19 protein-coding genes are annotated in these 24,336 nt (G+C 74.7%); 13 read left to right on the top strand and 6 right to left on the bottom strand.

The features are described 5' to 3' along the window. On the bottom strand, nt 1–863 hold an 863-nt coding region (locus tag ACW0Q9_RS09295), incomplete at its 3' end, for an expansin EXLX1 family cellulose-binding protein (protein ID WP_456179669.1). 91 nt (nt 864–954) lie between these two features. Next, complete coding sequence (locus ACW0Q9_RS09300) at nt 955–1,788, bottom strand: O-methyltransferase (protein WP_456179670.1); 834 nt, start codon at nt 1,786–1,788, stop codon at nt 955–957. Between the two features lie 177 nt (nt 1,789–1,965). On the opposite strand from ACW0Q9_RS09300, the gene ACW0Q9_RS09305 reads away from it, so the two are divergent. The 6 genes from ACW0Q9_RS09305 (at nt 1,966) to ACW0Q9_RS09330 (ending at nt 9,414) form a co-directional block, all read left to right on the top strand. Beyond that, nucleotides 1,966–2,979, top strand: a complete 1,014-nt coding sequence (locus ACW0Q9_RS09305) for an LCP family protein (protein WP_456179671.1) — start codon at nt 1,966–1,968, stop codon at nt 2,977–2,979. Nucleotides 2,980–3,169: 190 nt separating this feature from the next. Beyond that, on the top strand, nt 3,170–4,636 hold the full coding sequence (locus ACW0Q9_RS09310; protein ID WP_456179672.1) for a sugar transferase: 1,467 nt from the start codon (nt 3,170–3,172) through the stop codon (nt 4,634–4,636). Between the two features lie 69 nt (nt 4,637–4,705). After that, complete coding sequence (locus ACW0Q9_RS09315) at nt 4,706–5,671, top strand: glycosyltransferase family 2 protein (RefSeq protein WP_456179673.1); 966 nt, start codon at nt 4,706–4,708, stop codon at nt 5,669–5,671. After that, the gene (locus ACW0Q9_RS09320; protein ID WP_456179674.1) at nt 5,671–6,735 is read left to right on the top strand and encodes a glycosyltransferase; all 1,065 of its coding nucleotides are present in this window, start codon (nt 5,671–5,673) and stop codon (nt 6,733–6,735) included. Before ACW0Q9_RS09315 ends, ACW0Q9_RS09320 begins: the two co-directional genes overlap by 1 nt. After that, on the top strand, nt 6,732–8,057 hold the full coding sequence (locus tag ACW0Q9_RS09325) for a lipopolysaccharide biosynthesis protein (RefSeq protein WP_456179675.1): 1,326 nt from the start codon (nt 6,732–6,734) through the stop codon (nt 8,055–8,057). Before ACW0Q9_RS09320 ends, ACW0Q9_RS09325 begins: the two co-directional genes overlap by 4 nt. A 31-nt stretch (nt 8,058–8,088) precedes the next feature. Further along, nucleotides 8,089–9,414 carry an O-antigen ligase family protein gene (locus ACW0Q9_RS09330; protein WP_456179676.1) on the top strand — a complete coding sequence of 442 codons (1,326 nt, stop codon included), beginning with the start codon at nt 8,089–8,091 and terminating at the stop codon, nt 9,412–9,414. Nucleotides 9,415–9,422: 8 nt separating this feature from the next. Here ACW0Q9_RS09330 and ACW0Q9_RS09335 read toward each other — a convergent pair whose 3' ends face one another. Further along, nucleotides 9,423–11,597 carry a sialate O-acetylesterase gene (locus ACW0Q9_RS09335; protein WP_456179677.1) on the bottom strand — a complete coding sequence of 725 codons (2,175 nt, stop codon included), beginning with the start codon at nt 11,595–11,597 and terminating at the stop codon, nt 9,423–9,425. Between the two features lie 133 nt (nt 11,598–11,730). Between ACW0Q9_RS09335 and ACW0Q9_RS09340 the strand changes: the two genes are divergently transcribed. Continuing rightward, nucleotides 11,731–12,708, top strand: a complete 978-nt coding sequence (locus ACW0Q9_RS09340) for an acyltransferase family protein (protein ID WP_456179678.1) — start codon at nt 11,731–11,733, stop codon at nt 12,706–12,708. Between the two features lie 24 nt (nt 12,709–12,732). Here the strand turns inward: ACW0Q9_RS09340 and ACW0Q9_RS09345 are convergent, their stop codons facing one another. Then, a complete protein-coding gene (locus ACW0Q9_RS09345) occupies nt 12,733–14,787 on the bottom strand; it encodes a trypsin-like peptidase domain-containing protein (RefSeq protein WP_456179679.1) in 2,055 nt (684 codons plus the stop codon). A gap of 219 nt (nt 14,788–15,006) precedes the next feature. Between ACW0Q9_RS09345 and ACW0Q9_RS09350 the strand changes: the two genes are divergently transcribed. From ACW0Q9_RS09350 to hutH, 6 genes are read left to right on the top strand one after another with little or no spacing between them, the layout of a single operon-like run. After that, entirely contained in the window at nt 15,007–15,855 is an 849-nt protein-coding gene (locus tag ACW0Q9_RS09350; protein ID WP_456179680.1) for a MurR/RpiR family transcriptional regulator, read from the top strand. Nucleotides 15,856–15,867: 12 nt separating this feature from the next. After that, nucleotides 15,868–17,523 (top strand): urocanate hydratase, encoded by a 1,656-nt coding sequence (gene hutU, locus ACW0Q9_RS09355; protein WP_456179681.1) that lies wholly within the window; start codon nt 15,868–15,870, stop codon nt 17,521–17,523. Beyond that, nucleotides 17,520–18,719, top strand: a complete 1,200-nt coding sequence (locus ACW0Q9_RS09360) for an allantoate amidohydrolase (RefSeq protein ID WP_456179682.1) — start codon at nt 17,520–17,522, stop codon at nt 18,717–18,719. Before hutU ends, ACW0Q9_RS09360 begins: the two co-directional genes overlap by 4 nt. Beyond that, a complete protein-coding gene (locus tag ACW0Q9_RS09365; RefSeq protein WP_456179697.1) occupies nt 18,716–20,068 on the top strand; it encodes a formimidoylglutamate deiminase in 1,353 nt (450 codons plus the stop codon). Before ACW0Q9_RS09360 ends, ACW0Q9_RS09365 begins: the two co-directional genes overlap by 4 nt. 35 nt (nt 20,069–20,103) lie before the next feature. After that, a complete protein-coding gene (gene hutI / locus ACW0Q9_RS09370; protein ID WP_456179698.1) occupies nt 20,104–21,318 on the top strand; it encodes an imidazolonepropionase in 1,215 nt (404 codons plus the stop codon). Next, entirely contained in the window at nt 21,306–22,844 is a 1,539-nt protein-coding gene (gene hutH / locus ACW0Q9_RS09375; protein WP_456179683.1) for a histidine ammonia-lyase, read from the top strand. The genes hutI and hutH overlap by 13 nt, the downstream gene beginning before the upstream one ends. Before the next feature lie 88 nt (nt 22,845–22,932). Here the strand turns inward: hutH and rdgB are convergent, their stop codons facing one another. Both rdgB and rph read right to left on the bottom strand, forming a co-directional pair. Beyond that, entirely contained in the window at nt 22,933–23,550 is a 618-nt protein-coding gene (rdgB, locus tag ACW0Q9_RS09380) for an RdgB/HAM1 family non-canonical purine NTP pyrophosphatase (protein ID WP_456179684.1), read from the bottom strand. Beyond that, complete coding sequence (gene rph / locus ACW0Q9_RS09385; protein WP_456179685.1) at nt 23,547–24,272, bottom strand: ribonuclease PH; 726 nt, start codon at nt 24,270–24,272, stop codon at nt 23,547–23,549. Before rph ends, rdgB begins: the two co-directional genes overlap by 4 nt. Nucleotides 24,273–24,336 lie beyond the last annotated feature (64 nt).

Raw genomic sequence — 24,336 nt, forward strand, 5'->3', positions numbered from 1 at the left:
GGGGTGGCCGACCGGGCCCGGGCCGCGGCGCCGTACATCCGGACCGTGCTGCGCTGGACCTGGCCGGGGAGCATGCGGATGCCGGTGGCGGTGGCGCGGTGGCCGTACACGTCGGTGACCCGGATGGTGAACGGCCCGGGGCCGGCGCCGGAGTCGATGAGCCAGTAGTTGTAGTCCTGGCGGGCGGCGGCGCGCCAGGACCCGCCCTGCCGCACCTCGACGGCGCGCAGCGGGTTGCCGTGGTCGCCGACCAGGACGGCGAACCACCACTGCGAGGCGCCCTCCTTGACGCGGAAGGTGAGCGGGCCGGGCAGGGGCGGGTCGACCACCGCGCGGTAGCTGACCTTGACGACGCCCTGCACCGGGTCGGCGATCCGGGCGAACGCCTCGGCGGAGAGGTCGAGGTGGCCGGGTTCGCACTCCGGGCACTGGTCCATGACGAGGACCCGCACGGTCCCCTCGGGGCCGGTGACGTCGAGGTGGCCACCGCAGGACGCGCCGGCCGCGTACTCGGCGGGGCCGAGGGCGACGTAGAGCCGGTTCGCGGGCGCGGTGGGCCGCGAGCAGTTGCCGCCGGCACCCTTCGAGTCGTAGAAGGTCGCCTTTCCGGTGTGGACGGTGCCGCCGAGCGGCGGTGCGGCGAGCGCCCCGGCGGGCAGGGCGCGGGGCGGCGGGGCGGCGCAGGCGGGTGCGGCGCCGCCGCGTACCGCGAGGGTCACCCCGACCACGGCGGCGAGCGTGGCGAGGCCGCCCGCGGCGAGCCAGCGGCGCGGGCCGGCCGGGGCACGGCGGCGGCCGGCCCGGGTGGGCCGGTGCTCGTCCCCGGACGGGGCCGGGCGGCTGGGAGCGCTGCCGTCGGTCACGCCGGTCGATGCTGCCGGACCGGCGGTGGGCCGGACAAGCGCGCTAAGCGAAAGCTAAGACGGGCTCACGGCCGCCGGGCGTGCGGAACGGTCACCAGGCGACGCCGATGCCGTCTCCCGGGTACCAGTGCCGGGCCGGGGTCTCCCGGTAGGCGAGGAACCGCCGGCCGGTCCGTTCGGCGTGTTCCGCGAGGACGTTGGTGGCGGTGACGTTGTCGGTGAGCAGCACGGCGCCGGGGGCGAGCTTCGGTTCGACGGCCTCGAACTCGCTCCGCTCGTGCACCCGGCTGTGGTCGCTGTCGTGGAGAAAGAGGTCGACCGGCCGCTCCAGCGCGCCGATCGAGGCGACCGAGTCGCCGATGACGAGGTCGACCACGTCGGCCCACGGGGTGGCCCGGGCCAGGTAGCCGGCCTCCGGGTTGATGTCGAGGGAGGTGAGCCGGCCCGGGTGGCCCTCGGCGGCGTTGCGCAGCAGGGCGGCGGCCAGGACGCAGCTGCCGAGGCCCTTGTCCACGCCGGTCTCCACAACGTGGGCGGGCTTGCGGGCGCGGACGATGGCGTACCAGCCGATCCGGCGGGCGTAGCGGACCTGCCGGTCGGCCAGGCCGCGGCGGGAGGCGGTGGCGGTGGCGGTCTCGATGTGGGCGCGCAGCTTGTCGTCGCCCTCGATCTCGGCGAACCAGCCGCGCACCTGCCCGACCGGGACCTCGCAGGTCACGCTGACGAACCACGCCAGGTGGTGCCGGCTGAGCTTGGTCAGCTCGTACGTGTAGTTGTGGTGCTCCCGCGAGGTGAGCAGCCATCGGGCGGAGGTGCGCAGCACCCGGGCGTCGTGCCGGGCCACCCGGGCCAGGCGCTTGGGGAAGGCGGCGACCGGCGCCAGCCGGGTGCGGGCGATGGCCCGACGGAGCTTCGTTGCATCCACCCGTGACGTTGTACCAGGTTCGGGGCGACGGTTGAGGAGGAAAGCGCCGAACGGGTGGGCGAGGCTGGCCGCTCGGATGAGGGTCCGCGTGACGGAGCGTGAGTCAGTAGCATCGCGCGCATGTCAGATCGCCAGCGGACCGTCGCCGGACCGCACGTGTCAGCCAGCAGCTCCGAAGTGGATTCTTCCGACGCCGGGGCGGACGCGCCCGCCGCTCCGCGACGGCGGCGTGGCCGGCGGATCGTGCTGATCACCCTGCTGGTGCTGGCCCTGCTCGGCGCCGGGGGTGTCGGCGCGGGGGCCCTCTACCTGCGGTCGGTGGAGTCGGACATCGAGCGGGTCGACGCCTTCGAGGGCGTGCCGCAGGAGGCCCGGCCACCGATCGCGGCGGCCGACGCCATGAACATCATGATCCTGGGCAGCGACTCGCGCGACCCGGAGAGCACCGGCGGCTCGCGGTCGGACACCATCATCGTGGCCCACCTGCCGAAGGGCCGGAAGAGCGCGCAGCTGATCTCCATCCCGCGGGACACCTGGGTGCACGTGCCGCGCTCGAAGGACGGCCAGCACGGCGACCGCGACGCGAAGATCAACGCGGCGTACGCCTGGGGCGGTGTGCCGCTCATGGTGCAGACGGTCGAGAAGTTCACCGGCGTGCGGATCGACCACGTGACCATTGTGGACTTCGCGGGATTCAAGGAGATCATCGACGCGCTCGGCGGCATCGACATCGTCTCCGACCGGGAGTTCACCTCCATCCACCCGCCGTTCCGCAAGTTCACCAAGGGCGTTCAGCACATGGACGGCGAGACGGCCCTGGACTACTCCCGGCAGCGCAAGCAGTTCCCGGACGGCGACTTCGCCCGGATCCGCCACCAGCAGCAGGTCATCAAGGCGATCCTCGACAAGGCGGCCTCCGGCGGCATCCTCACCAACCCGGGCCGGCTCAACGACTTCGTCAAGGCGTCGACCTCCGCGGTCTCGGTCGACAAGGGAATGTCGCTGCTGGACATGGCGACCGACCTGCGCGGCCTTCGCGGTTCGAACCTGGTCTTCTTCACCAGTCCCACCAGGGGCACCGGCCGGGTCGGCACCGAGAGCGTGGTGTTCCCGGACACCGCCAAGGCGCGCACGTTCTACGACGCGGTACGCCGGGACGCGGTGTCGGAAATCGCGGCCGCCGCAAAGTAGGATCCCGGACTGCCCGGGCGGTCCTGTCGGCATGGACGATCCGGCCGTATCCTGCGAACGCTCCGTTCGGTCGGGACAGCCGAGCGTGTGCGCCACGGGGGAAGGACCAACAATGCCATGGCAACCGGCTACGGGCCACCAGACCGCGACGACCAGGGAACATGCCGAGCGTCCACAGGGAATGCCGGCGATGGTCGGTGACGACGAGAGGGCCGGCCGGCCGGGTGTGCCGCTGATCCCGACGGCCCGGCCCTCGGGCGACCGTCCGTCCGCGCCGGCGCGGCCCGGGCTGGACGTGACGGCGGTGCTGCCGTACGCGAGCTCCCGCGCCTCCCGCCGTACCCGGGGCCTGCGGGCGTGGATGATGACGGCGCCCGTCGACGTCGCCGCGCTGCTCGCTCCGCTGCTCGTCACCCACCAGTACTGGCGCGGAACCCTGGTCATGGCGGGCCTCACGGTCGCCTTCTTCGCCGCCGGCGGGCTCTACCACGCCCGACGCCACGTGAGCATCCTGGACGAGCTGCCCAGCCTCTGCGGGCGGCTGCTGGCCTCGGCCGCCGTGGTGGCGATGATCGCCGCCCTGCGGCACGGGTCCGCCGAGTACGTCCTCGGCTTCACCCGGGGTGTGGGGGTGGCCGCCGGGCTGGTGGTCGTGGGCCGGGTGGTGACCCGGGAGGTCGCCACCGTCGCCCGCAAGCGCCGGTGGGTGGAGCACAACGCGATCATCATCGGCAGCGGTCCCACCGCCGTGGAACTCGCCCGCCTGCTGCGTCGCTACCCGCAGTACGGCCTGCGCTTCGTCGGCTGTGTCGACACCTCGCCGCACCCGGGACCGGCCGCCCACCCGCTGATCGGTCGCCTCGACGACCTGGAGCAGCTGGTGCGGATCGTCGAGTGCGACGTGCTCATCATCGCCGACCCGGACTGCCCGGAGCCGGCGCTCATGGAGGTGCTGCGCCGGCCGGCGAACGCCGCCTGCGACCTGTGGGCGGTGCCCCGGCTGTGGGGCTCCCGGTCCCACGGCGACCACATCGGCGCGATCCCCATCGTGAAGGTGGGCGACACCACGCTGTCCGGTCCCCGGTGGGCGCTCAAGCGGGCATCCGACGTGGCGTTCGCGCTGGTGGCGCTGCTCCTGCTGAGCCCGGTCCTGCTGCTGTGCGCGATCGCGGTGCTCATCGACGGCGGTCCGGGCATCTTCTTCCGGCAGGAGCGGATCGGCCGGCACGGCGCGCGGTTCCACATCATCAAGTTCCGCTCGATGCGGCCGGTGGACGAGCACGAGTCCCAGACGAACTGGTCCATCGCGCACGACCAGCGGGTCGGCCCGATCGGCCGGTTCCTGCGGCGCACCTCGCTGGACGAGCTGCCGCAGCTGTGGAACATCCTGCGCGGCGACATGAGCGTCGTCGGGCCGCGGCCGGAACGTCCGTACTTCGTGGAGAAGTTCTCCGCCGAGTACCCGACCTACGCCATGCGCCACCGGGTGCCGGTGGGCCTGACCGGGCTGGCGCAGGTCAGTGGCCTGCGCGGAGACACACCCATCTCCGACCGCGCCCGGTTCGACAACTACTACATCGAGAACTGGTCGTTGTGGCTGGACGCCAAGGTGCTGCTGCGCACCGTGGCGGAGGTGTTCCGCGCCGGCGGCCGCTGACCGACCGGCGCCCCGGGCTGTCCCCCGGACCGCCGCGCACCGTCCGCCCCTGATTCCCTGGAGATCCTCTTGCCGGACGTTTCGGTCGTCATTCCCACGACGGGCAGGCCCAGCGTCGCCGAGGCGGTGCGCAGCGCCCGCGCCCAGCACACGGTCTCGGTGCGCGTCGTGGTGGTCTGCGACCTCGCCGAGGTGCCCGCCACCGTGCGGGAGTTGCGCGGCGAGGTGGACGAGGTGGTCTGCACGGGCGGAGGGCGTCGCGGCTCGTACGCGCGCAACCTCGGCGTAGCGCACGCCGCGCCGGGCAGCCACGTCGCCTTCCTCGACGACGACGACGCCTGGCTGCCGGGCAAGCTGGCCGCCCAGGTGCCGGTGCTGGAACGGCTGGCCGCCGAGGGCTGGCGGCCCGTGGTGTCGTCCCGGATCCTCCAACGCAGGGCCGGTGCCGAACCGCTGCCCACCGCCGCCCCGGCCACGCTGATCGCGGACGGCGCGCTGCCCGAGGACTACCTCTTCCGCCGCCGCCGGCTCGGTGTCGGCCGGCAGTCGCTGCCCACCTCGACCCTGCTCACCACCGGTGAGCTGGCGGCCGCGTGCCGCTGGGACGAGACACTGCCCCGGCACCAGGACTGGGACTGGCTGGTCCGGGCGGCCCGCCTGCCCGGTGTGCGGATCACGCAGGTGCCGGAGGCCACGGCCGTCTACACCGTAGGCAGCCCCGGGTCGATCTCCGCGGGGGCCGACTGGCGCACGTCGTGGGCGTGGGCCAGTCGCTGGGAGGGCGTCTGGGCCCGGGAGACGTTCGCCGACTTCGTCGCCGCGCAGACCCTCCGGTACGCCCTGCAGGCCCGCGACTGGGCCGGGGTACGGGAGATGATGCGGGCGATCCGGCGGAACTCGGCGCCCTCCGCGCCGAACGCCGCGCTGGCCGCACTCGGCATGGTGCCGCGTGCCACCCTCGAGCGCGTCGCCATGCGGCGGTCGCGCACGGCCAGCGACACCACCATCCCGCGACAGCCGGACGGGTCCCACTGATGCGCCTGCACTTCGTCCTTCCCCAGCTTGAGCCCTGCTACGGGATGGAGCGGGCCGCCGTACTGCTGATGCGGAGCCTGCGGGCGTCCGGGGTGGCGGTCTCGGCGACCGTGCTGTCCCGGGGTGTCCCGGCCGGCCTCGACGACCTGGCCGTGGACCGGCTGGGGGTGAGCAGCCGGATCACCCGCCTCGTGGAGGCCGTCCCGCCGCTGCGGCGTCGGCTGCGGGCGCTGCCCGCCGACACCGTGATCGTGTCCAGCGGGCTCTGGGCCGCGGTTCCCGTCGGCGCGGCGCTGGCCGGCTCCGGCCGGGACTTCGTCGCCTGGGAGCACTCCCTGCTGCCCGCGCGGCTCGCCGCCGACCGGCGGGTCCGGGTGCTGACCCGGATCGCCCGGACGGCGGCGCTGCGGCCGCGCCTCGTCGTCGCGGTGTCCGAGGGAGTCGCCCGGACGGTCCGCGGGCTCGCCCCCGGCCAGCCGGTGACCACCATCCCGAACCCGCTGCCGGTCGGCGGGTTCGTCCCGCCGCGCCCGGTCGGCGCCGGTGACGTCCGGCTCGTCACCACCGGCGCGCTGCGACCGCTGAAGAACCACGGCGACGCCCTGGCCGCCCTCGTCCTGCTGCCGGAGCGGTACCGGCTGACCCTCGCCGGGGACGGCGAGGAACGGGACCTGTTGGCGAGCCGGGCCCGGGAGCTGGGGGTCGCGCACCGGGTCCGTTTCCTCGGCCGGGTCCCGGACGTCGGCGGGCTGCTCGCCGAGGCGGACGCGCTGGTGCACCCGTCCCGGGCCGAGACGTTCGGGCTGAGCCTCATCGAGGCGGCCGAGGCGGGCGTTCCGGTCGCCGCCCTGCCGGTGCCCGCGCTGGACGAGCTGGTCCCGACCCTCGTACCCGGCGCCCTGGCCGCCGAGCCGACGCCGCGGGCGCTCGCCGACGCGGTCCTGGCCGTGACGGGTGAGCAGCGCCCGAGCCGCGCCGACTTCGAGAAGGCCTGGCGGGCGCGGTCGGCGTCCCTGGATCCCGCCGAGGTCAGCCGCCGGTGGATGGAGGCGACGGCCCGATGACCGTCACCGACACCGACCGGACCGGACGGGCGGAACCGCCGGGGCCCGCCGCCGGCCCGGGTGACGGCTTCCTGGGCAAGGCGGCGAAGTTCCTCACCGGCACCCTGCTGCGCACCCTCGCCCAGGGCGCGCTCTTCGTCCTGCTGGCCCGCGAGATGCCGATCGGCGAGTACGGGCTCTTCGTCGGCGTGACCGCCCTGATCGCGGTGGTGTCGCCCTTCGCGTCCGCCGGCGTGCCGAGCCTGATCTTCCAGAGCCACGCCGACGCGCCCGCGGACTGGGCCCGGCACCTCGCCCGGGGACTGGTGCTGACCGCCACCTTCGGCGCCGGCGCGTCGGTGCTGGTGACCGCGGCGGGCGCCGCCGTCTGGGCCGCCCAGGTCGATGTGGTCGACGTCGCGGCCCTGGCCGTCGCCGACCTGGTCGCCTGGCGGCTGATCGAGGCCGTGGCCGCCTCCGTCCAGGCGCGCGGGAAGGTCTTCGTCGCCTCGGTGATCCCCGCCGTGCTGCACGTGTGCCGGCTGGCCGCCGTGGTGGTGCTCGCCGTCACCACGCCGGGCCCGGTGACCCTGCACGGGTGGGCGGTCACCTCGGCACTGCTCTCGGCGGTGATCTGCCTGCTGGTGCTGGCGTACGGCCTGCGCGGGGCGGGACTGCCGCCGGCCACCGGCGCCTTCGGGCAGGTCCGCGCCGGGCTGCTCTTCGCGGTCGGCCTCTCGGCGCAGACCGTCTACAACGACCTCGACAAGGTGATGTTGTCGAAGCTCGGCAGCCCGGAGGGGGCGGCCATCTACGCCGCCGCGTACCGGGTGGTCGACTTCGCGTACACCCCCGGGCGGGCCATGGCGGCGGTCGCCTATCCGCGCTTCTTCGAGGCCGGCCGGGACGGCCCCCGGGCGGCCCTGCGGCTGACCCGCCGGCTGCTGCCCCGGTACCTGGCGTTCAGCGTGCCGGCCTCCCTGCTGCTGGTGGCCTGCTCCGGGTTGATGCCGACCGTCTTCGGCAGCGGGTACGCGGTGGCCACCACCGCACTCCAGGGGCTGGCCGCGCTGCTCGTGCTGAAGGCGATCCACTACCTGGCGGCGGACACCCTCTCCGGCAGCCGGCTGCAGGGCCGGCGTACCGTCTGCCAGATCGCGGTCGGCGTGGTCAACGCCGGGCTCAACGTCTGGCTGATCCCGGCGTACGGCTGGCAGGGCGCGGTCGCCTCCAGCCTGGTCTGCGACGCGCTCCTCGGCGTACTGCTGTGGGGTTGTGTCGTGGCCGCCGTGCGGCGCGACCCGCCGTCCGGGCAACGGACGAGCACCATGGAAAGGGCCTGAGTTGACCGTCCTCTTCGCTTCTCTGCTGACGGTGAGCGGCGTCGCGACGGCCGCCTGGTTGGTGGCCACGCGCCGCAAGGTCGCCGCCGCCTTCGGTGACGGTCGCACCGCGCTCGCGCTCGTCGGCTTCGTGGTGCTGGCCAACGCCGCGCCGGTGCTGGCCGGCGAGCACAGCTCCGCGCTGATCGGGTTGCTGGTGCTGGGCCTGCTCGCCTGGGCGGTCGCCACCGGCCGGCGGGACCTGCGCGGCCCGTCCGACGGCTGGCTGCGACTGGCCTGGTGGACCGTCGCCGTGCTGCTGCTGTGGTGCCTCGCCGTGGACGCGATCGTGGGCGCCGGCCTGTACGGCTCCCGGCTGGTCTCGTACGCGGCGGCCGGGCTGTTCCTGCTCGCCGGGCTGCTGGTCGCCGCGCGGGCGGCGGTGACGACCCGGGCCCTGGCCTACACCGGGCTCGCCGTGCTCGCGCTGCTGACCATCCCGACGCTCTTCTCCGGCACGAGCGCCTGGCGGACCTGCACGGGCGGTCAGTTGGAGAAGTGCTCGGTGGCGGGGGCGCTGTTCAAGAGCTTCTTCGAGTCGGAGAACTACGTCGCCATGGTGGCGACGTTCACCCTGGTCGCGGCGCTCTGCGCGATGCGACGGCGGGAACTGCTCGGGACGGCGGCCCTCTGTCTGCTGGTCATCGTGGCAACCGGCTCCCGCACCAGCTACCTGGCGCTCGCGGCCGGCGCCGCCTGGCTGGCCGGCAGCCACCTGGTCGAGCGGTGGCGCCGGTTCGAGCGGATCCCGCTCGTCCTCTCCGCCGGGCTGGTGGTCGTCGTCGGTGCCGCGGCCACCTACCTGATGTGGAGCGCCGACCGGTCGACACTCAGCAACCGGGGCAACATCTGGGTGCACGCCCGCGAGTACATCGCGGACCGCAAGGTGACCGGCGTGGGTGTCTCCAAGTGGTACTACCTGCGCGACGTCGGCGAGGCGCCGACCCACTTCTTCCACTCGGGTTACGTCCTCGCGATCTTCGCCGGGGGCTTCGTCGCGCTGGTGATCTGGGGGCTCTGGGCGACGGCGCTGCTGCACGGCCGGGTCCGCGACGGACGGGCGTTCACCGCGAAGACGCCCGTCGTCCTCTTCCTCGTCTACTCGGTCACCGAGGTCGTCTGGAACCCGCTCTCGGTGGACGGGCTGTCCTGGATCTTCCTGCTGCTGATGCTGATCCGGGCGGCGGGCAGCCCGCGCGACGCGCTGGCCGCTCCCGGCCCGGTGGACGCCGTGGACCGGCCGGGTGGCCTCGCCGGCCTGCGCGCGCTCGCCACCCGCCAGCACCGCCGGAGGACGACGGCCGGCAGCGCCGGCTGACCGCGCGGTCAGCCGGGAGCGGCGATCGGCAGGCCCTGGAAGGTGAGCAGGCCGATGCCCGAGGCGTTCACGACCCACGGCCCCGCACCCGGGCGGCCGAGGTAGCTCACCCCGGTCGCCCCGGTGGCCGGCCCGGAAAGGGTCAGCAGCAGCTCTCCGCCCGGCCGGTACGCCACGTCGACGACGTCGACGCCGCTGCCCTCGATGCGGAAGTCGGCGGCCACTCCGGGCTGCACGGTGAGCGGATCGTCGTCGCGGAGCCGGACCACCACCGCGGTCCGGCCCGCGTCGACGAAGGCGGCGGAGCGCGGGTTCGGCGGCGCAACCCCGTCACCCGGTCCCCGGTACAGGTCCCGGGAGACCACGGCGAAGGCGTGGTCGCCCAGTTCGCGGTAGCCCTGCTCCCAGCCGAAGTGGCAATCGTCCTGACCGGACAGCCCGTTGGTGGACAGCACGGTCACCCCGAGGGTGTCGCCCATCCGGCGCTGCGCCTCACGCAGCCGCGCCGAGCGGCCGTCGCCGCAGGGTGAGGTGCGCACCTGGAACACGTAGTAGCGGGTGTCCGGGCCGCCGAGCTCCGCCCGCCAGTCCCGCAACAGCGCGCTGAAGCCCGCCACGTGGGCGGTGGCGTTGTCGTTGTCCGCCTCGCCCTGGTACCAGAGGACGCCGCGCACCTTGCCGAGCACCCCGGCGGCCGCCAGCCGCTCCCGCAACCGCCCGTAGTTGGTGCGCAGGTCGCTCGGCCGGCTGTCGACCCGCTGGAAGTAGCCGATCGGCCGGCCGTTCTCGGCGCCGTTGATGACGGCGACCGGCACCTGGTAGGTGTCCGAGATCCGGTGCGCCATCCGGATCCCCCACTGGCCGACGGCGCCCGGTTGCTGGGTCAGGTCGCCGACGGCGTAGTTCCAGCTGCGGGCCGCCGCGGACCGGATGCCGTCGACCACCGGGGAGCCGTAGCTGCGAAGGTACGGGGACTCCTCGGCCGCGGCCGAGCCGCGCTGCATCCCCGCGACCGCGTTGGACTGGCCCTCGATGACGTAGACGTCGCCGGCGACCACGCCCTCCCAGAGGGCGACCCGCCGGGCCACCCCGTCGCCCAGCACCCGGAGTTCGAAGCGGTACTCCCGGAGGGCGGCGGTGATCCGGTGCCGGAGCGAGAACGTGCCACCTGGGGTGGCCAGGGCGCCGTAGTCCCAGCCGTCCGCGCCGCTGGTCACCTTGAGCTGCACGGCGGTCACCCGGGGGTCGGTGAACTTCCCGGCCACCTCGACCACAGCGCCGTTCCCGGCGTCCCGCGGGAACAGTTGGCGGTCGGCCGGGTGCCGGGTGACGCTGAGGACCGACGAGCGGGCGTAGACGGTCAGCCGGCGCTGGGTGAAGCGGTCGGCGTTGCCGGCGAAGGTCCAGTCCGGGTTGCCGGTCGGCGCCGGGCCGATGCCCAGCGCGAGCGGGCCGGACCGCGACGTGAAGCCGTTCACCGCCAGCACGGTCTGCGGCGGCGTGGTGGCGGGCCGGGTCCCGCCGACCAGGTGCACCTGGAACGACCCGTACGCCAGCGCGGGCTGCACGTCGTCGTCCGCGTCGTAGCGTTCCGGCGCGGCGCCCGAGATCTGCCCGGTGCCCCGGGTGCCGTAGCTGTTGGGCCACATCTCCAGATAGCCGGGCAGGCCGGTGCCGGTGGTCAGCCCGGCGACGTTCGTGGCCACCTCCACGTCGTTGACCCGCCGCTGGACGATCTGCCCGGCCCGGGTCGGCGGAGCGAGCCGCCGGGCGTCGGTGGTGAACGGTTCCATCGCGGTCCAGACCCACTGCGGTCCGGCGGGGCCGTTCAGTTCCAGGCAGTAGCCGACCCGGTCGAACCCGCGTGCCACGGCCGCGGTGCGGTCGAAGGCGTACGCCGGCGCCCGCCCGTTCGCCCGCGCGGGCAGGTCCAGCGCCGCGACCGGGGTGAAACCCGCCATGCCCGCGACGTTCGCCGCGCAGCTCGTGCCGTCCACGGGCACGGCGGGCGGCTGCGACCGGGACGGCTCCGGCGTGGACCAGGCAGCCGGCGCTCCGGACCGGCCCGACGGCCAGGCGGCGACGGCGATCGAGGCGAGCAGGAGAACGACGGCTCCCACCCCGAACCACGCCGCGCGCGGCACGGCCCGCAGCCGCTGCGTCACGGAGGGAGCTGCGGGCACCCGTCGAACCTCCAGACCGATCAGTCAGCGTCGCGGGAAAGGTTATGCGATCGGCGGTCCACGGGTGGTGCGGCCCGTCGCCCGGTCCGGGTGGGGACGTTCCCGGCCCGCGCCGTCTGCCATGATGCGCGCCATGGCCGCAACGAGCACCACGGCACCGGTGGGCGTCCGCTCCGCCGGCGTGGACCTTCTCCGGATCGTCGGCATCGCCGCGGTGGTCGTCGGTCACGTGTGGACCGACCCGGTCACCCGGGCCGCCGTCTATCCGTGGCACGTGCCGCTGTTCTTCGTGCTCACCGGATACTTCTGGACGCCCGGCCGGCCCCTGGCCGGTGAGCTGCGCAAGCGGTGGCGCTCCCTCGGCCTGCCGTACGTCGTCTGGTTCGTCCTGCTGTTCGCGGCGCTGCTGGCGGCTGAGGCGGCCACCGGGGAGGTCGCGGAGGGGGCGTTCCGCAACGCGCTCTACGGCGGCAGCGCGGCGGTCCGGCCGTTCTCGGCCTTCTGGTTCGTCTCGGTTCTCCTCCTGCTCGCCCTCGCCTACCGCGCCGTGGAGCGGTTCCCGCTGGCGGCCGGGGTGCTCGCCCTCCTCGGGCTCGCCGTCGCGTACCTGGCGCCGGAGGTGGTCACCGCCGGACCGCTGGGCGTCTTCCTGGTGCCGGCCTGCCTGGTGTTCGTGCTCGCCGGGCGGCTGCTGCGTCGGCTGCGGTCACACCTGTCCGCACCCGTCGCGGCGGTCCTGCTCGCCGTCGGCGCCGGCCTGGTGGTCACCGGACTGAGCGCCCCGCTGGACGTCAAGGCCGGCGACTTCGGCACCCCCGGACTGAGCGTGGTCACCGCCGTCCTGATCAGCGCCGGACTGGTCGTTCTCGCCGAGGAGCTCGACCGCCGCATCACCGGCGGGCCCGCGCGGACGATCAGCCAGGTCTCCGCCTGCGGCATCGCCGTCGTCCTGAGTCACGCCGCGGTGCTCTGGGTGCTGCACACCCCGCCGAGCGGCGGCTGGCCGCACCTGGCCGCCGCCCTGCTGCTGCCCTGGGCGTTCGCCCTGGTGGTGCTGCGCACGCCGGCCGCCCCGTACCTGCTCGGCGCGGACGGGGGCGGCCGTCGCTGACCGGCCGTGCCACACCCGGCGGCGTCACGCCGTGGCGTGGCGCCGCCGGAGCAGGATGAGGACCAGGACCACGAGCCCCGCGGCGAGCGCTCCGGCCGCCGCGACGAGCACCGGAACCGCCCAGCCGGGCGTGCCGGCGGAGTCCTCGCCGCCGCCGCTGTCGATGGCGGCCTGGCGGTAGACCTGGGCCAGCAGGTTCGTCGGCGAGTCCTCGGCCACCTCGCCGAAGCGGTCGGCGGCGGTGGAGTTCTGGCCGGCGAAGTAGGCGTCGAGCGCGCTGCGGTACTTCTGGTCCGTGTCGCCGAGGGTGTTCTGCACGCCGGCGGTGGAGAGCAGTCCGGCCATGGTGGACACGGGCACGACGAGCCGGTTGGCCTTGTCCGGCCGGAGGATGTCGTTGTCCAGCATCCCCACCACCCGGCCGCTCGGGTCGATGGCGATCCCGCCGCGCGAGTAGAGCCCCAGGTCGTCGTTGATCCGGTACGCCTGCACCGGCGACTGGGCGTCCACCCCGGTCACCGTCGCCGGCTTGGACGACACGCTGTAGGTGGCGGAGCGGTAGCTGGTGTCGGTCGTGTCGTAGCCGAGGATGAGCAGCGAGGTGTCCGCGGCGATGGTGGCGGAGGGGTTGAGTTCCGCGGCGGGCAGGTTGCCCTGGTCGAGCTTGACCAGGGCGAGGTTCCCGGCGTCGAGGGCGAGCGACTGCACGATGGCGCCGGGGATCGCTGGGCTGTCGGTGGTGTCACCCTTGGCCACGTTCAGCTGGCCGTAGAGCTTGGCCTCGGGCTCGGTGCCGGGCCCGTTGCCGGTGAAGGCGGCCGTCTTCATCCGGGCCTTGGTGAAGGCGGCGACGTCCTTGGTGTTGAGGGTCCGCTCGGCGACCAGGGCGTTGGCCAGGGCACCGAGCGCGTTGCCCAGCAGGATGTCCTGGGTCGGGCGGACGCACTGGGTGTTGGTGAGGACGTGACCGTCCGCATTGACCACGAAGCCGCTGCACCGGCGGTTGAAGGTGATCGGGGTCTTGCGCAGCAGGGCGTTGTCCTGCTTGTTGCGGACGTAGCCGGTGAAGATGACCTCGACGAACACCATGGATGGTCCCACCGTCGCCAGCGCGCGCTCCTCCGGGCTCCGCAGCGCCGCCTGTGCCCACGGCTTCAGGCCCGGGTTCACCGGGGCGGCACTGGGAAAGGCGCTGGACGCGGCCGTGGGCGTCGTCGTCGGCCGGTCGGAGTCGTCACCGGAGAGCCCCCAGGTGCCCACCCCGCCGGCCACCACGGCGACCAGCAGGAGCGCCGCGAGCGCGGCCCAGAGCCCGGTCTGCCGGGGCGGAGGCGGCGGGGAGGGCTGGATCCGCCGGACCGGTGAGCTGAACGGGTCGCCGGGCGGGGCACTGACCGGCTGCGCGGTGTGCGGGTACGCCGGCTGCGGCGGCGCGGACACCGGTGGCGCCGACACCTGCTGCGGCGGCGCGGAGATCTGCTCCGGGGGCGCGGAGACCTGCTGCGGCGGCGCCGAGACCTGCTGCGGCACGGTGGGTTGCTGCGGCGGCGCGGACACCGGCTGCGGAGGCACGGCGATCTGCTGCGTGGGGGCCGACCACTGCGGTGCCATCGGCGGCGTCTGCTGCGTGGGAGGAGGCGTCTGCTGCGGCGGGGGCGAGACCGGCTGCGCCTGCCGCGGATCGGCCTGCAGGGCCCACGGAGCGGGCTGCGACTGCTGCTCGGTGGGCACCTGAAGCATCGCCACCGTGCTGTCCTCGGCCGCCTGCTCGCTGCGGATCTCCTGGCCCAGCGCGAAGAAGAGGTGTTCGGCGCCCGGCCCGCCGTCGGCGATGTACGCCACCCAGGGCGCCTTCGCCGCGAAGTCGGCGGACAGGTAGGGCCGGCCGCTGCCGCCCGGCGCGGCCAGGGTCTCCGCCATGCCGGAGAACGCCTGACGCCAGGCCGGATCCTGGGCCACCGCCGGGTCGAGCACCGCGACGGTCACCAGCCGATCCTGCCCGTCGACGGCCCACCAGGCTTTGCCCACCTGGCAAACGCCCATCACCTCGGTGAACCTGTACGGACCAACCGGCTGCATGCCATATCTCCTCTGCTCATCCGCCGTGCGGATAGTACAGAGACGATGCCCGCTGGTTCGTCCTCCGGTCGCCGCGCGACCACGGTCCGGGCGGCCCGTACCGGTGGCCCGGCCGGCGGGGTCCGCGACTCCCGTCCGTGTCCCTCGGCGACCCCGGCGGTCCGGACCCGCGCCGCGCGGAGGTTGCGCGCTGAAAGTTTTCATGCATAGAGTCAGCTCGTGAATGAAAGCGGTGCGGCACCCACCGACCGCCTGCTCGACCTCTTCCACGGCGTCCGGCTCACGCCGACCCAGCGCCGGATCGCGCACTGCCTGGTCCAGCAGGCGGGCGCGGCGGCGTACCTGTCCGCGGCGGAGGTGGCCGAGCTGGCCGGGGTCAGCCAGCCGTCGGTGACCCGGTTCGCCATGGCGCTCGGGCACGACGGCTACCCCGCGCTGCGCCGCCGGCTGCGCGAGCTGACCGCCACCGGCGCGACCGACCCGGCCGAGGCCGGCAACGCCCTCCAGCGGGCGGTGCACGCCGAGATGGGCAACCTCGACCGGCTCGCCGGGCAGCTCGCCGACGCCGGCCGGATCGCCGAGGTGGGCAAGCTGCTCGCGGCCAGCCGCCCGCTGCCGGTGCTCGGGCTGCGCGCCGCCGCACCCCTGGCGGCGTACTTCGCGTACTTCGCCGCGAAGGTGCACCCGGACGTGCGGGTCCTCGACGACGGCGGCAGCCTCCTCGCCGACCGGCTCGAACAGGCCGCCGCGGCCGGGGCGCGCGCCCTGCTCGCCTTCGTGCTGCCCCGCTACCCCCGGGAGACCCTGGACGCGCTGCGCGAGGCCCGGGACGCCGGGCTGACCGTCGTGGCCATCACCGACTCCCCGGTGAGCCCGGCCACCGACCACGCCGAGGTGGTGCTTCCCGCCGCCGTCGGCACCGATCTGGTCTTCGACCTGCACACCGCACCGATGACCCTGGCCATGGTGGTACTGCAGGCGATCTGCGACGCCACCCCGGCCGAGACCCAGGCCCGGCTCGAGGCGTTCGAGTCGTCCGCCACCCGTCGTCAGTTGTTCCTCGGCTGAGAGGAGTACGAGATGCACCAGCCCGTCCGCGCCGCCCGCGGCACCGCACGCACCGCGAAGGGGTGGCCGCAGGAGGCCGCGCTGCGGATGCTGATGAACAACCTCGACCCGGAGGTGGCCGAGCGCCCCGAGGACCTGGTGGTCTACGGCGGCACCGGCAAGGCGGCCCGGGACTGGCCGTCGTACCACGCGCTGGTCCGGACGCTGACCGAGCTGCGCGAGGACGAGACCATGCTGGTGCAGTCCGGCCGCCCGGTCGGCGTCATGCGCACCCACGAGTGGGCCCCCCGGGTGCTGCTGGCCAACTCGAACCTGGTCGGCGACTGGGCCACCTGGCCGGAGTTCCGCCGCCTCGAAGCGCTCGGCCTAACCATGTACGGGCAGATGACCGCCGGCTCCTGGATCTACATCGGCACCCAGGGCATCCTCCAGGGCACCTACGAGACGTTCGCGGCGGTGGCCGAGAAGCGGTTCGGGGGCAGCCTGGCCGGGACGCTGACGCTGACCGCCGGCTGCGGCGGGATGGGCGGGGCGCAGCCCCTGGCGGTCACCATGAACGGCGGCGCCTGCCTGATCGTCGACGTGGACCGCACCCGGCTGGAGCGCCGGGCGCACGACCGCTACCTGGACGAGATCGCCGACTCCCTGGACGACGCGGTCGAGCGCGCGCTCGCCGCGAAGCGGGACCGCCGGGCGCTCAGCGTCGGGGTGGTCGGCAACGCCGCCACGGTCTTCCCGGAGCTGCTGCGCCGGGGCGTCGCCATCGACATCGTCACCGACCAGACCAGCGCGCACGACCCGCTGTCGTACCTGCCGGAAGGGGTGGAGCTGGCCGACGCCCGGGACTACGCGGCGACCAAGCCGGCCGAGTTCACCGACCGGGCCCGGGCCTCCATGGCCAAGCACGTCGAGGCGATGGTCGGCTTCCTCGACGCCGGCGCCGAGGTCTTCGACTACGGCAACTCGATCCGGGGCGAGGCGAAGCTCGGCGGCTACGAGCGGGCCTTCGACTTCCCCGGCTTCGTGCCGGCGTACATCCGGCCGCTGTTCTGCGAGGGCAAGGGCCCGTTCCGCTGGGCGGCGCTCTCCGGCGACCCGAAGGACATCGCCGCCACCGACCGGGCCATCCTGGACCTGTTCCCCGAGAACGAGTCCCTCGCGCGGTGGATCCGGATGGCCGGTGAGCGGGTCGCCTTCCAGGGCCTGCCGGCCCGGATCTGCTGGCTCGGCTACGGCGAGCGGGACAAGGCGGGGGTCCGGTTCAACGAGATGGTCGCCTCCGGCGAGCTGAGCGCGCCCGTGGTGATCGGCCGGGACCACCTGGACTGCGGCAGCGTGGCCAGCCCCTACCGGGAGACCGAGGCGATGGCCGACGGCTCCGACGCGATCGCCGACTGGCCGCTGCTCAACGCGCTTGTCAACACCGCCAGCGGTGCGTCCTGGGTGTCGATCCACCACGGCGGCGGGGTGGGCATCGGGCGGTCCATCCACGCCGGGCAGGTCTGCGTGGCCGACGGCACCGCCCTCGCTGGGCAGAAGATCGAGCGGGTGCTCACCAACGACCCGGCCATGGGCGTCATCCGGCACGTCGACGCCGGCTACGACGACGCCCGCGAGGTCGCCGCGCGCACCGGCGTCCGCGTGCCCATGACCGAGGGTGCGGCGTGAGCGATCTCGCCGTCCGGTTCCGCAAGCTCTGGGACGAGATCGCGCCGCTCGGGCGGGACGCGGGCAGCGGCGGCTACCTGCGCTACGCGCTCACCGAGCCGGAACTCGCCCTGCGCGCCTGGTTCCGGGAGCAGGCCGGGCAGCGCGGCATGCCGGTCACCGAGGACGGCAACGGCAACCTGTTCGCCTGGTGGGGCGACCCGGCGGCCGGGGATGCGGTGCTCACCGGCAGCCACTTCGACTCGGTGCCGCAGGGCGGGGCCTACGACGGGCCGCTGGGCATCGTGAGCGCGTTCCTGGCCGTGGACGAGCTGCGGGCCGCCGGGGTCACCCCGGTCCGGCCGGTGGCGGTGGCCGCGTTCGTCGAGGAGGAGGGCGGCCGGTTCGGCGTACCCTGCCTGGGGTCGCGGCTGCTCACCGGCGAGATGGCGGTGGAGCGCGCGGCCGGGCTGCGCGACGCGGCGGGGGTGAGCTTCGCCGAGGCGCTGGGCGACCGGCCGGCGGGTGCCGACCCCGGCCTGCTCGGCCGCTTCGCGGCCTTCGTGGAGCTGCACGTCGAGCAGGGCCGCGCGCTTGTCGACCTCGGCGCGCCGGTCGCGGTGGCCAGCGCCATCTGGCCGCACGGCCGCTGGCGCTTCGACTTCGCGGGCGAGGGCAACCACGCGGGTACGACCCGGATGGCCGACCGCCGCGACCCGATGCTCACCTACGCGTTCACCGTGCTCGCGGCGAACAAGGAGGCCCGGCTGCGCGACGCGCACGCCACCGTGGGCCGGGTGGCCGTCGAGCCGAACGCCACCAACGCCATTCCCTCGAAGGTGACCGGCTGGCTGGACGCCCGGGCGGCCGAGCCGGAGACGCTGCACGGCCTGGTCGAGGCGGTCCGGGCCAAGGCCGCCGAGCGGGCGAAGCGGGACGGCACGGAGCTGTCCTGCACCCAGGAGTCGGCCACCCCGCTGGTGTCCTTCGACGGCGGGTTGGCCGGCCGGCTGGCCGCGCTGCTCGACGCCCCGGTGCTGCCCACCGGGGCCGGGCACGACGCCGGGGTGCTGGCCGCCCACCTGCCGACCGCGATGCTCTTCGTGCGGAACCCGACCGGGGTGTCGCACTCCCCCGCCGAGTCCGCCACCGACGCCGACTGCGCGGCCGGGGTGACCGCCCTGGCCCGGGTGCTGGAGGAGCTGGCATGCCGCTGACCCGCTGGCTGGCCGAGTACGCCTGGCTGCCCGACCACGCCGAGCCGACTCCCGACGTGCTCATCGAGGCCGAGGACGGGCGGATCACCGCGGTCACCCCGCTGGTCGGCGGCGGCGCGCCCGCAGCCGGGGTCGAGGTGCTCGGCGACGCGACACGCCTGCCCGGGCTCACCCTGCCCGGCCTGGCCAACGCCCACTCGCACGCCTTCCACCGGGCGCTGCGCGGGCGCACCCACGGCGGGCGCGGCGACTTCTGGAGCTGGCGGGACGTCATGTACGACGTGGCCGCCCGGCTCGACCCCGACTCCTACCTGGCCCTGGCCCGGGCCGCGTACGCGGAGATGGCCCTGACGGGGATCACCTGCGTCGGCGAGTTCCACTACCTGCACCACGGCCCGGAGGGGAAGCCGTACGCCGACCCCAACGCCATGTCGGCCGCGCTGGTCGAGGCCGCCGCGCACGCCGGGATCCGGCTCACCCTGCTGGACACCGCCTACCTGACCGCGAGCGTGGACGGCGCGGAGCTGGCCGGCACGCAACGCCGGTTCGGTGACGGGGACGCGCTGCGCTGGGCGGAGCGGGTCGACGCGTTCCGGCCCGAGGACGACCACGTCCGGGTCGGCGCGGCCATCCACTCGGTCCGCGCGGTGCCGGCCGAGCAGCTCGCCACGGTGGCCGGCTGGGCCGACCGCAACGGCGTGCCGCTGCACGTGCACCTCTCCGAGCAGCCGGCCGAGAACGACGCCTGCCGGGCCGTGCACGGCTGCACCCCGACCCGGCTGCTGGCCGACCACGGGGTGCTCGGCCCGCACACCACGGCGGTGCACGCCACCCACCCGACCAGCGCCGACGTCGCGCTGCTCGGGGAGAGCCGGACCGGCGTGTGCCTCTGCCCCACCACCGAGCGGGACCTGGCCGACGGGATCGGGCCGGCCCGGCGGATGGCCGAGGCGGGCAGCCCGCTCAGCCTGGGCAGCGACAGCCACGCCGTGGTGGACCTCTTCGAGGAGGCCCGCGCCGTGGAGCTGGACGAGCGGCTGCGTACCCGCCGGCGGGGGCACTTCGCCGCCGCCGAGCTGGTCACCGCGGCCACCGTCGCCGGGCACGCCGCGCTGGGCTGGGGCGACGCCGGCCGGCTGTCGGTCGGCGACCGGGCCGACCTGGTGACGGTACGGCTCGACAGCGCCCGGACCGCCGGGGTGCCGCCGGTCGGCGCGTTCTTCGCGGCCACCGCCGCCGACGTGACGCACGTGGTGGTCGACGGGCGGACGGTGGTGGCCGACGGCCGGCACCTGACCGTCGACGTGCCGGCGGAGCTGCACGCCGCCATCGCGGAGGTGACCTCGTGACCAGCGGCTTTCCGCAGCGACCGGCGCGGCCGGTGGTGCGCAGCAGTGGCAGCCTGCTGGTGGACAACATCGGGGAGCTGGTCACCAACGACATCGGCGGCGAGGGCGGGCCGCTGGGCATCCGCCGGAACGCCGCGCTGCTGGTCGAGGACGGCCAGGTGGCCTGGGTCGGGCCGGCCCGGGACGCCCCGGCCGCCGACCGTCGGATCGACGCCGAGGGCGGGGCCGTGCTGCCCGGCTTCGTGGACAGCCACGCCCACCTGGTCTTCGCCGGGGACCGGGCCGCCGAGTTCGCCGCCCGGATGGCCGGCGAGCCCTACACCGGGGGCGGCATCCGCACCACGGTCGGCGCCACCCGGGCGGCCTCCGACGACGAGCTGCGGGCCACCGTGCGGCGGCTGCGCGGCGAGGCGATGCGGCAGGGCACCACCACGATCGAGATCAAGAGCGGGTACGGGCTCACCGTCGCCGACGAGGCCCGCTCGCTGCGGATCGCCGCCGAGTTCACCGAGGACACCACCTTCCTCGGCGCGCACGTGGTCCCCGCCGAGTACGCCGACCGCCCCGACGACTACGTGGGCATGGTCTGCGGCCCGATGCTGGCCGCCGCCGCGCCGCACGCCCGTTGGATCGACGTGTTCTGCGAGCGGGGCGCCTTCGACGTGGACCACGCCCGGGCGATCCTCGCCTGCGGGCAGGCCGTCGGGCTGGGCGTCCGGGTGCACGCCAACCAGCTCGGCCCCGGGCCGGGCGTGCAGCTCGGGGTGGAACTCGGCGCGGCCAGCGTGGACCACTGCACCCACCTGTCCGACGCGGACGTGGACGCACTGGCGTCGACCGGCACGACGTGGGTCTCCGGCTTCGAGCCGACCACCGTCGCCACCCTGCTGCCCGGTGCGGAGTTCTCCACCCGGTCGCCCTATCCGGACGCGCGCCGGCTGCTGGACGCCGGTGCCACCGTGGCCCTCGCGACGGACTGCAACCCCGGGTCGTCGTACACCTCGTCGATGCCGTTCTGCATCGCCCTCGCCGTACGCGAGATGCGGATGACCCCGGCGGAGGCGGTGTGGGCCGCGACGGCCGGCGGGGCGGCGGCGCTGCGCCGCGACGACGTGGGGCGGCTCGCGCGGGGCGCGCGGGCCGACCTGATGATCCTCCACGCCCCGTCCCACCTGCACCTGGCCTACCGGCCAGGGGTTCCGCTGATCCGCCAGGTTCTGCACAACGGAGTGCCGCAATGTCGACCGTAGTCATCCAGCCCACCGGGATCTCCCCCGCCGACGTGCTCGCCGTGGCCCGCGGCACCGCCAAGGTCGTCCTCGACCCCGCCACGGTGGAGGCGATGGCGACCAGCCGGTCCATCGTGGACGGCATCGAGGCCGCCGGCCGGCCCGTGTACGGCGTGTCCACCGGATTCGGGGCGCTCGCCAACACCTTCGTCGCACCCGAGCGGCGGGCCGAACTCCAGCACGCGCTGATCCGCTCGCACGCCGCCGGGGTGGGCGCGCCCATGCCCCGTGAGGTGGTGCGGGCCATGATGCTGCTGCGGGTGCGCTCGCTCGCCCTCGGCCGCTCCGGGGTCCGGCCGCTTGTCGCCGAGGCCCTGGTGGACCTGCTCAACCACGAGGTGACCCCGTGGGTGCCCGAGCACGGCTCGCTCGGCGCCTCCGGCGACCTGGCGCCGCTGGCGCACTGCGCGCTGGTGCTGCTCGGCGAGGGCTGGGTGCTCGGCCCGGCCGGCGACCGGATCCCGGCCGGCGACGCGCTGCGCCGGGTCGGGCTGGAGCCGGTCGAGCTGGCCGCCAAGGAGGGGCTGGCGCTGATCAACGGCACCGACGGCATGCTCGGCATGCTGCTGCTGGCCATCCACGACGCCCGGCACCTGTTCGCCATGGCGGACGTGACCGCCGCGCTGGCCATCGAGGCGATGCTGGGCTCGGAGCGGCCGTTCCTGCCCGAGCTGCACGCCATCCGGCCGCACCCCGGCCAGGCCGCCTCGGCCGCGAACATCCACAAGCTGCTGCAGAACTCGGCCGTGATGGACTCGCACCGCGACGACCTGGCGCACGCTGTGCAGGACGCCTACTCGATGCGCTGCGCGCCGCAGGTGGCCGGGGCGGCCCGGGACACCCTCGACTTCGTCGAGGTGGTGGCCGGGCGGGAGCTGCTCTCCGTGGTGGACAACCCGGTGGTGCTGCCGGACGGGCGGGTCGAGTCGACCGGCAACTTCCACGGCGCGCCGCTCGGCTTCGCCGCCGACTACCTGGCCATCGCCGCGTCCGAGGTGGGCGCGATCGCCGAGCGCCGGGTGGACCGGCTGCTCGACGTCACCCGGTCCCGGGAGCTGCCGGCGTTCCTCTCCCCCGACGCCGGGGTCAACTCCGGCCTGATGATCGCCCAGTACACGGCGGCCGGGATCGTCGCGGAGAACCGCCGGCTGGCCGCCCCCGCCTCGGTCGACTCGCTGCCCACCAGCGGCATGCAGGAGGACCACGTCTCGATGGGCTGGGCGGCGACCAAGAAGCTGCGCACGGTGCTGGACAACCTGACCAGCCTGCTCGCGGTGGAGCTGCTGGCCGCCGTGCGCGGGCTCCAGCTCCGCGCGCCGCTGACCCCGTCGCCGGCCGGCCGGGCCGCGCTGGCCGCGCTGGGCGAGGCGGCCGGCGAGCCGGGGCCGGACGTGTTCCTCGCCCCGCTCATGGAGGCGGCGCGGGAGGTGGTGCGCGGTCCCGAGCTGCGCGCCGCGATCGAGCGCGAAATCGGCCCGCTGGGCTGAGGTCCGCGCCTCGATCGCTGACGGCTCAGCCACCGGCCCGGCGGCGTGTCCGGTCCTCCGCCCGTCAGCGATCGGGGCGCGGGTTACGTCAGGTGGTGGGCGGGAGCACCTTCGCGACCAGCTTGGCCAGCTCGCGCAGCGCCTTGCCGCGGTGGCTGACCGCGTCCTTCTCCTCCGGGGTCAGCTCCGCGTTGGTCCGCTCCTGCCCGTCGCCCAGGAAGATCGGGTCGTAGCCGAAGCCGCCGTCGCCGCGCGGGGCGCGCAGCAGCCGGCCGGACTGCCGGCCGTCGACCAGGTGCTCCTTGCCGCCGGGCAGCACCAGCGCCACCGTGCAGACGAACGCGGCGGCCCGGTGCTCGTCCGGCAGGTCGGCGATCTGGTCCAGCACGAGCTGGAGGTTGGCCCGGTCGTCGCCGTGCCGGCCGGCCCAGCGGGCGCTGAACACGCCCGGCATCCCGTTGAGCGCCTCCACGGCCAGGCCGGAGTCGTCGGCGATGGTCGGCAGGCCGGTCCGCCGGCAGCCCTCCCGGGCCTTGATGAGCGCGTTCTCGCCGAAGGTCAGGCCGGACTCGGGCAGCTCCGGGTACTCCTCGACGTCGTCCAGGCCGAGCAGCGCGATCCGGTGGGCGCCGAGCGCGCCGTCGAGGATCCGCTGGAGCTCGACGAGCTTCTTCCGGTTGCGGGTGGCCAGGAGCACCTTGTTCATGTCAGCGCCTTTCGCTGCGCGTCGGCCAGTTCCAGGCAGCCTGCCACGCCCAGGTCGAGCAGGGCGTCCAGCTGCTCCCGGGCGAAGATGCCGGCCTCGCCCGTCCCCTGCACCTCGACGAAGTCACCCGTCCCGGTGCAGACCACGTTCATGTCGACCTCGGCCGCCACGTCCTCCTCGTAGCAGAGGTCGAGTCGCGGCTCACCGGCGATGATGCCGACGCTGACCGCCGCCACCGAGCGGTGCATCACCTTCTCCACCTTGCCCGCCAGGGCCTTGCGCTCGGCGAGCCAGGTCACCGCGTCGTGCAGCGCCACGTACGCGCCGGTGATGGCGGCCGTCCGGGTGCCACCGTCGGCCTGGAGCACGTCGCAGTCGAGCACCACCGAGTTCTCGCCGAGCGCCTTGAGGTCGACGCAGGCCCGCAGGCTGCGGCCGATCAGCCGGGAGATCTCGTGGGTCCGGCCGCCGATCCGGCCCTTGACGCTCTCCCGGTCCGAGCGGGTGTTGGTGGCGCGGGGCAGCATCGCGTACTCGGCGGTCACCCAGCCGAGCCCGGAACCCTTGCGCCAGCGGGGCACGCCCTCGGTCACGCTGGCCGTGCAGAGCACCCGGGTCGCGCCGAACTCGACGAGCACCGAGCCCTCCGGGTGGGTGCTCCAGCCCCGGGTCAGGGTCACCGGTCGGAGTTGGTCGGGCCGCCGCCCGTCAGGTCGCGCCATGCCTGCACTTTATGCGGTGCGGTGATCGAACCGCCCCGGGGTGCCCCAACGATCGCTCGCGCCG

Source organism: Micromonospora sp. I033, from assembly GCF_053890995.1.

Bases quoted from the DNA above. Each gene is read 5' to 3' on its own strand.
- rph (WP_456179685.1), bottom strand. From the start codon at position 24,272: ATGGCGCGACCTGACGGGCGGCGGCCCGACCAACTCCGACCGGTGACC.
- hutH (WP_456179683.1), top strand. From the start codon at position 21,306: ATGTCGACCGTAGTCATCCAGCCCACCGGGATCTCCCCCGCCGACGTG.
- ACW0Q9_RS09340 (WP_456179678.1), top strand. From the start codon at position 11,731: ATGGCCGCAACGAGCACCACGGCACCGGTGGGCGTCCGCTCCGCCGGC.
- ACW0Q9_RS09325 (WP_456179675.1), top strand. From the start codon at position 6,732: ATGACCGTCACCGACACCGACCGGACCGGACGGGCGGAACCGCCGGGG.
- ACW0Q9_RS09345 (WP_456179679.1), bottom strand. From the start codon at position 14,787: ATGCAGCCGGTTGGTCCGTACAGGTTCACCGAGGTGATGGGCGTTTGC.
- rdgB (WP_456179684.1), bottom strand. From the start codon at position 23,550: ATGAACAAGGTGCTCCTGGCCACCCGCAACCGGAAGAAGCTCGTCGAG.
- ACW0Q9_RS09320 (WP_456179674.1), top strand. From the start codon at position 5,671: ATGCGCCTGCACTTCGTCCTTCCCCAGCTTGAGCCCTGCTACGGGATG.
- hutU (WP_456179681.1), top strand. From the start codon at position 15,868: ATGCACCAGCCCGTCCGCGCCGCCCGCGGCACCGCACGCACCGCGAAG.
- ACW0Q9_RS09310 (WP_456179672.1), top strand. From the start codon at position 3,170: ATGGTCGGTGACGACGAGAGGGCCGGCCGGCCGGGTGTGCCGCTGATC.